Below are 4,069 nucleotides of genomic sequence, written 5' to 3'. Positions count from 1 at the left end.
GGGGTGTGCACCGATCCAGATATGGGAGCTGGCTTGCTTGCGATAGCGGTCTGTCTGCGTACATATCCATTCCTGCGGTAACGGCCACTTATGGTTCCGCTCTTACAGCGGGTCACTTTTGGAAAGGCCCAAAAGTAACCAAAAGGCCTTCGCCCCACCACTCGGCACCTCGCCCAGGCTCGGTGTGCCCGAACGCAGGCTTTGCAGCGTGGGCCGCCGCAATGGGCCATCCCTGGCCCAGTGCGGCTAACCCGGCGTCCTGCCGGGTTACCCACGCTGCAAAGCCCGCGTTCGGCCAGCGTGGTTTAACGGGGCGATTTCAGATCAAAAGCAGAGCGCGGCGGCCTTATAGCCGACCGGTTTTTGAGGGTGAACTCAGTGAGACATTTGGGGGCAAGCCTGCCCCCGGTAACCACGATGCGAAGCGAGCGGCTTTTGATCTTGATCTGCTTTTGATCTTAGGCGCCCCGTTAAACCACGCTGGCCGGAATTCGACAGGGATTTGGGGGCTAAACCGGCAGGGATGCCGGTTTAGCCGCCCCGCGCCATGGATGGCGCGTGGCGGCGGCCCCCCAAATCACTGGCGGATTACGGGCACACCGAGCCTGGGCGAGGTGCCGAGTGGTGGGGCAAGAGCGTTTTGCTTACTTTTGCGCTTTTCAAAAGTGAGCCGCTGTAAGAGCGGAACCCTAGGTGGCCGTTACCGCAGGAATGGATATGTACGCATTCCAACCCAACTAAATGGTCGACCAGAAGGCCGCCATCGCAGGCAAGCCAGCTCCCACATTTGGACCGGGGAGCGTCAGGTAGACAGGGGTCGGCTGTCAGGTCTTTACCCAGGCCAGCGTCAGCGCGCAACCATATTTGTACTCAATCAAGAAGCCAACCATGCAAACGTCTAAATTCCGCAAAATCGGCATTCTGGCTTCAGTGGCCGTCGCAATCGGCCTGGCCATCTACACCGTAAACGCCCCCGCCGACGCCCCCCAATACCTCACCGCGACCGCCGAACGCGGCGATATCGAAAACGCGGTATTGGCCACCGGCCTGCTCGAAGGCGTCAAACAAGTCGACGTCGGCGCCCAGGTCTCTGGCCAGCTCAAGTCGCTGAAAGTCAAAGTCGGCGACAAGGTAAAGAAGGGCCAATGGCTGGCTGAAATCGACCCCTTGATCCTGCAGAACACCCTGCGCAAAGCCCAGGTCGATGAAGAAAACCTCCAGGCCCAACGCCGGGCGACAGCCGCGCAGCTCAAGCAGGCCAGGTCCGTATATGAGCGCTACAAAGGCTTGCAGGCCGACGAGTCGGTGTCACGCCAGGATTTCGAAGACGCCGAATCGACCTACCAGGTGCAGCAGGCCAACCTGCTGTCCCTGGACGCACAGATCAAAAGCGCGCACATCGAGATCGACACCGCCAAGGTCAACCTGGCCTATACCCGCATCAACGCGCCCATCGACGGCGACGTGGTGGGCATTGTCACCCAGGAAGGCCAGACCGTGATCGCCAGCCAGTTGGCGCCCGTGCTGCTCAAGCTGGCAGACCTGGACACCATGACCGTCAAAGCCCAAGTGTCGGAAGCGGATGTGATTCATATCAGCCCCGGCCAGCAGGTGTACTTCACCATTCTCGGCGAGGCGGACAAGCGCTATTACGCCAAGCTGCGCGGCACCGAGCCGGCGCCGCAGAACTTCCTGGAAACCCAGACCGCCGGCACGCCGAAGCAAAACACCGCGGTGTTTTACAACGCGTTGTTCGACGTGCCCAACCCAGAGCACCGCCTGCGCATCGCCATGACCGCCCAGGTGCGCATCGTGCTCGACACCGCCCAGGCCGCGCTGATGGTGCCCGTGGCGGCGCTGGGCGTGCGCAATGCCGATGGCCGCTACGAAGTGCGGGTGCTGGATGCCAAGGGCAAGGCGGTCGCCCGCACGGTGAAGACCGGTATCAATAACAACGTCAAGGTGCAGATCCTGGACGGCCTGGCCGAGGGCGACACCGTGGTGATCGGTGATGCTACACCTGCCGTGGCGGGGAGTTGAGTCATGACCCAGCCTCTGTTGGAACTCAAGGGCATCACCCGCAGCTTCATGGCCGGCGAGCGTGAGTTCATCGCGCTCAAGGGCATCGACCTGACCATCCATGCCGGGGAAATGCTGGCGATTATCGGAGCCTCCGGTTCGGGTAAATCGACCCTGATGAACATCCTCGGTGGCCTGGATTACGCCACCGCCGGCAGCTACAAGATCAATGGCATCGAAACCCGCTCCCTGGGCGATGAGCAACTGGCAGAGCTGCGGCGCGATTACTTCGGGTTTATCTTCCAGCGTTACCATTTGCTCGCGCACCTGAGCGCTTTGCACAACGTGGAGATGCCGGCGATCTACGCCGGCACCCCGCAAAGCCAGCGCCATAGCCGCGCCGGGGAATTGCTGGCACGCCTGGGCCTGTCGGGCCACACCAGCCATCGGCCCAGCCAGCTGTCCGGCGGGCAACAGCAGCGGGTGAGTATCGCGCGGGCCTTGATGAATGGCGGTGAAGTGATCCTGGCCGACGAACCCACCGGCGCCCTCGACACCCACAGCGGCAAGGAGGTGATGCGCATCCTCGCCGAACTGCACGCGGCGGGGCACACGGTGATTATCGTCACCCACGACCCCAAGGTCGCGGCGAACGCCCAGCGCATTGTCGAGGTGTGTGATGGCGAGATCATCAGCGACAAGGCCAACGACAGCGTCGGCCTGGAATTGCCCGTCGAGGCGCCGGTCGAGCCCCGACGCAGCGGGGCGCGGCGCCTGGTGGCGAGCCTGGGGCTGTTCAAGGAAGCGTTCAACATGGCGTGGGTGGCGCTGATCTCCCACCGCATGCGCACCTTGCTGACCATGCTCGGGATTGTCATCGGCATCACCTCGGTGGTGTCGATTTCGGCCATCGGCGAAGGCGCCAAGCGCTATGTGCTCAAGGACATCCAGGCGATTGGCAGCAACACCATCGATATCTTTTCCGGCACCAGCTTTGGCGACAGTCGAGCCTCGGCGATCCAGACGCTGATGCCCTCGGATGTGGACGCGCTGAACCAGCTGTATTACGTCGACAGCGCCACGCCGGTGGTGGGCCGCAACCTGATGCTGCGCTTTGGCAACATCGACGTGGATGCACAGGTCAATGGTGTCAGTGACCGCTACTTCAAGGTCAAGGGCCTCAAGCTTGAAGCCGGCATTACCTTCAGCGAAAGCGATGCGCGGCGCCAGGCCCAGGTGGTGGTGATCGACCACAATACTCGCCAGCGCCTGTTCGGGCCCAACATCGACCCGCTGGGCCAGGTGATCCTGATAGGCAACCTGCCGTGCACGGTGATCGGCGTGACGGCGGACAATAAAAACATGTTCGCCGCCAGCAAGGCCCTGAACGTGTGGGTGCCATACGAAACCGCGGCGGGCCGTCTGCTGGGCCAGCGTCATCTGGACAGCATCACCGTGCGCATCAAGGACGGCCAGCCGAGCAAGGTGGTGGAAGACAACGTCAATAAGCTCATGCTGCAACGCCATGGCACCAAGGATTTTTTCACCAACAACCTCGACAGCATCATGCAGACGGTGCAGAAAACCAGCCGCTCCCTCGCGCTGTTGCTGTCATTGATTGCGGTGATTTCTTTGCTGGTGGGCGGTATTGGTGTGATGAATATCATGCTGGTGTCGGTCACCGAGCGCACCCGTGAAATCGGGATTCGCATGGCGGTGGGGGCGCGGCAATCGGATATTCGCCAACAGTTTCTAGTGGAGGCGGTGATGGTGTGCCTGATCGGCGGGATCATCGGGATCTCCTTGTCCTACGCCATCGGCTACCTGTTTTCGCTGTTTGTGAAGGAGTGGGAGATGGTGTTTTCGGTGGGCTCGATCATTACCGCGTTTGCCTGTTCGACGTTGATCGGCATTGTGTTTGGTTTTGTACCGGCGCGGAATGCGGCGCGGTTGGACCCGATAGAGGCACTGGCCCGGGACTGACCTGAGGGAGCTGCTGATCGTTCCCACGCTCTGCGTGGGAACGCCGCCATGGACGCTCTGCGTCCAC

The 4,069-nt window shown here is 61.6% G+C and carries 2 protein-coding genes; both read left to right on the top strand.

Annotated elements, in window-relative coordinates:
* Positions 1–888 precede the first annotated feature (888 nt).
* On the top strand, positions 889–2,040 hold the full coding sequence (macA, locus tag BT204_RS06150; protein WP_072445987.1) for a macrolide transporter subunit MacA: 1,152 nt from the start codon (positions 889–891) through the stop codon (positions 2,038–2,040).
* 3 nt (positions 2,041–2,043) lie between these two features.
* The gene (locus BT204_RS06145; protein ID WP_057974884.1) at positions 2,044–4,002 is read left to right on the top strand and encodes a MacB family efflux pump subunit; all 1,959 of its coding nucleotides are present in this window, start codon (positions 2,044–2,046) and stop codon (positions 4,000–4,002) included.
* The last annotated feature ends 67 nt before the right edge of the window (positions 4,003–4,069 follow it).

Source organism: Pseudomonas sp. NFPP02, from assembly GCF_900119355.1.
GTDB lineage: Bacteria > Pseudomonadota > Gammaproteobacteria > Pseudomonadales > Pseudomonadaceae > Aquipseudomonas > Aquipseudomonas paracarnis.
This window is presented reverse-complemented; position numbering and strand designations above follow the sequence as displayed.

Coding starts and splice junctions, on each gene's coding strand:
- macA (WP_072445987.1), top strand. CDS start 889: ATGCAAACGTCTAAATTCCGCAAAATCGGCATTCTGGCTTCAGTGGCC.
- BT204_RS06145 (WP_057974884.1), top strand. CDS start 2,044: ATGACCCAGCCTCTGTTGGAACTCAAGGGCATCACCCGCAGCTTCATG.